Source organism: Bartonella sp. AU15XJBT (genome assembly GCF_028618615.1).
Taxonomy (GTDB): domain Bacteria; phylum Pseudomonadota; class Alphaproteobacteria; order Rhizobiales; family Rhizobiaceae; genus Bartonella.
Genome location: NZ_JAQITG010000045.1, coordinates 3,507 through 7,063, shown reverse-complemented (window position 1 = coordinate 7,063; position 3,557 = coordinate 3,507). Strand labels below are relative to the sequence as shown.

Genomic DNA, 3,557 nt, shown 5'->3' with positions numbered 1-3,557 from the left:
GACAATTTAGGCTATGAAGAGGGGGCAGAGCCACTTCATGTTGAAAAGCAGGTTTGGCGCAATAAACGGACGGGGAAAGTTGAGAAGATACCCGTAGGGATTGATCCTGGATGGCATTCTAATCCTGGGAAACATCGCTCACAAAATTTAAGCCGATTTTTGAGTGATAAAGTCTCTGTGATGGGGGACAATGGCAAGCGTATTGCCATTGAAGATATTGTGGGCTCACCACTTTTGGAAGCCATGTTTGAAGGACGCATGTCTCGTGGATTTATTCCCATAGCCCCGATGTTACAAAAGGTGGGTGATGTTTTTGGTGGGGACAATTCTCTTATTCGCTTATCTTCAGACAGCGTAAAACATATTTTGTTAGAGCATCAAGCGCGGTCTCTTCACTTGGAGGATTTTCGAGGCGCCATTCAAACACTTATCCGCCCCCATGGAATTATCAGGCGAAAAGGTGTACCGAGCGTTGTGTTTTTGGGTGAAAATGATGGGGTATGGTGGCGCTTAGCGGTTAAATTTGTGGCAAGCAAACAAGAATGGTGGTTGACCTCCATGCATAAAAAGAGCTTTCGCGAAATTCAACGTTTGTTAAACGCGGCTGAAAAAAAGGGCGAGAGGTTGTTGTAAAGAGAATACCGTAAAGCTCTGTTGGTGTTTGTGAAAAGAGAAGGCGTGGAGGGCGGTCAACTCCTCGCAGATCCGGCAAAGCCGTCCTGGTATAACTGGCTCACGCCTCGTGGGTAATCTAACAGTTTAAAAGTTTAAAAGCAATCTTAAAAAAACGCTTTGAGAAAACCATGTTGGCTTTTGTGAAGAGAGTCAATGCGTGAGAAAATAAGAAGGCGTGGAGGGCGGTCAACTCCTCGCAGATCCGGTAAAACCGTCCTGGCAAAACTGGCTCACGCCTTACATTCAATGATATAATGTTTTTAAGCCAAAAAGCAATCTTTAAAAAAACGGCTTGAGAGAGGCTTTTTTTGTATAAGACGATAAATTGTACCTCTCACTTCACAACGGCGCTCTATCGCCTTTGAAGTGCCTTTGAAAACGATTTTATGGGATGGTTTGGCACGGGGGTTTCTCTCACAAGGAGAAGAATAGGGAAAAGAGTGCTTTTTTGAGAAATGCTCTTTTGACTGACAGTGTCAGACTTATAGTGGGAGTAAGTTTCATGCATTGTATTGCCAATGACAATTGTAAAGCAATAGGCAATGTATGGAACAAGAATTTCACGAAAATGGCGAAGATGAGCATGCTGAGATATTTCATGCCGCGTTAATAGATCTCTGTCCAGACGTTTTATGCCAAGATGTTTCATGTGAAGACGCCACCATTAGCCAAGCGCCTGAGTGGGTAGAGCTTTTGCCCAAAGCGCCAAATGTGAAGGCACGTGATGGACGACAATGGCATTATAACCCGCAAACGATTTTAAAAGCCTTTGCAGCCAATAAAGGACCGCTTGTGATTGATTATGAGCATGGGCAACATCACCGTGCGAGAAATGGTTTAGAAGCACCTGCCAGTGGCTGGATTGAAGAATTAGCAGAGCGGGATGGTGCGATTTGGGGACGCGTTAAATGGACCGATATGGCTACCAAAAAAATTATTGCCCGAGAATATCGCTATCTTTCGCCTGAGTTTCGCCATTCGAAGAAAGGTGAAATTTTGAATTTAGCCGGTGCTGGTTTGGTGAACCGTCCAGCCCTTGTCATGACGGCTTTAAGCCGTGAACAGCCTTCCCCTATAACTTTGACGGAGAAAAAGATGGATTTGACAGCCATTGCCAGTGCACTATCGCTGGCAGAAGATGCTAAAGCGGATGAGGTTTTAGCAACGCTTAAAGCGCGCGAAAAGGAACGCGTGGAATTAAACGCCCAATTAACAAAAGCGCGAGAAGATTTAGCGCTTTTGCAAGAAGAGCAAAAAAACAGTGCCATTGAGAGTCTTTTAGATAAGACCATTGAAGAGGGCAAGATTTTGCCGGCTGCTCGCGAGGAATATCGTGCGCTTTGTAGCCTTGAAGGGGGGCTGGAGCATTTTAAAAGTTTGGTCGAGAAGTTGCCGGCGCTTGCCTCAACAAGCCCTTTAGAAGTGTGTGCTTTGGTGCAAGAACAAAAGCTTGCTCCAGAAGAGGTTGCCCTTGCGGCACGCCATTATCAACAAGAGCAGAAGCAAAAAGGCTTCGACATCACCATTAGCCAAGCGGTTGAGTATATTAGCGAGCAAAAGGAGCGCCAATCATGAGTACGATGATTTTGATTAAATCTTTTCGCGCTGGAGATGTGATCTCACCTTATTGCATTGTTGCAGCCCGCACTGAGGGAATGGTGGCAACGGCTTCTGGTAAGGGTGATAAATTATTAGGGACTGCAGGGTCTTGTGAAGCCAAGGCTGGTGAGATGATTGATGTTGGCCAATGTGGTTGGGGTGAAGTGGTTTGTGGGGGCAATGTTTCCTTTGGTGATTTTTTGACCTCTGACCCCAAAGGGCACGCCATAAAGGCAGAAGCAGCAGACCGCACCATTGGTATTGCCATGAGTGATGGTTCTGCTGGTGATGTTATTTCTTTTAAAATTAATTAATCGAGGCTTAAAATGAACAGACCTTTTCCCATTGATCCAACACTCACTGCTATTGCTATTGGTTATCGCAATCCAGCAGGTTCTCTTATTGGCGATAAAGTTTTGCCACGCGTTTGTGTTTTAAGTGAGGTGTTTAAATATAGTGAATTTCCTTTAGCGGAAAATTTTACGGTGCCTGAACTTGAGGTTGGGCGAAAAGGGCGCCCGAATGTGGTGGAATTTTCTGCCTTTGAACGGGAAGCCAGTGTCAAGGATTACGGATTGGATGATCTTATCCCCAATTCAGATATTGAAGCAGCGGCACGCGCCAGGGCGGAGCGACGCTCTCGCTATAACCCCGAAAAGACAGCCGTGGAAGGACTTGCCAATTTGCTAGAATTGGGGCGTGAAGTGCGTGTTGCAGCCCTTGTGCAAGACAGCAAAAACTATGCAGCAGAGCGGGTGATGACCCTTAAAGGTGAGAATAAATTTAGTGATTATGACAAATCAGACCCTTATGCCACCTTAGATGAGGCGAAGGATAAAGCTCTCGTCTATACACCCAACACCCTTGTGATGGGTAAAGTTGTTTGGTCAAAACTCAAACGCCATCCCAAAATCATCAAAGCCGTTAAAGGGGGTGGCACTGCTGATGGTTTTGTGACCAAGGCGCAATTTGCTGATTTGATGGAAATACACCCCGATCGTTTACTCATTGGTGAATCGCAAGTGAATTTGGCCCGCAAAGGGCGTTCGGCGCAATTGGCACGCGTTTGGGGCAATAAGATTGCACTACTTTATATTGACCCCACCAAACAACAGGCGGATGGATCGGTCATCAGTTGGGGTTTTAGCGCCCAATTGGGTGAACGTTTATCAGGGGTGATCCAAGATCCAGATATCGGCTTGTCAGGCGGTAAACGGGTGCGTGTGGGGGAACGCGTGTGTGAATTGGTCGCTGCAAAAGATGCCGGTGTGTTGCTGCAAGAA

General features: G+C 46.1%; 3 protein-coding genes and 1 pseudogene. All 4 read left to right on the top strand.

Annotation, left to right across the window (positions count from 1 at the left end):
* A pseudogene (locus PVV57_RS09420) lies at positions 1-633 on the top strand (hypothetical protein); the annotation flags it as partial.
* Positions 634-1,221: 588 nt separating this feature from the next.
* Complete coding sequence (locus tag PVV57_RS09415) at positions 1,222-2,250, top strand: phage protease (RefSeq protein WP_273783959.1); 1,029 nt, start codon at positions 1,222-1,224, stop codon at positions 2,248-2,250.
* Positions 2,247-2,588, top strand: coding sequence for a hypothetical protein (locus PVV57_RS09410; RefSeq protein ID WP_273783958.1), 342 nt, complete (start codon positions 2,247-2,249; stop codon positions 2,586-2,588). The genes PVV57_RS09415 and PVV57_RS09410 overlap by 4 nt, the downstream gene beginning before the upstream one ends.
* A 12-nt stretch (positions 2,589-2,600) precedes the next feature.
* The coding region (locus PVV57_RS09405; protein WP_273783957.1) for a capsid protein at positions 2,601-3,557 on the top strand (957 nt) is incomplete at its 3' end.

What these genes read in the sequence shown, in the direction of transcription:
- PVV57_RS09415 (WP_273783959.1), top strand. Translation starts at nt 1,222, where the DNA reads ATGGAACAAGAATTTCACGAAAATGGCGAAGATGAGCATGCTGAGATA.
- PVV57_RS09410 (WP_273783958.1), top strand. Translation starts at nt 2,247, where the DNA reads ATGAGTACGATGATTTTGATTAAATCTTTTCGCGCTGGAGATGTGATC.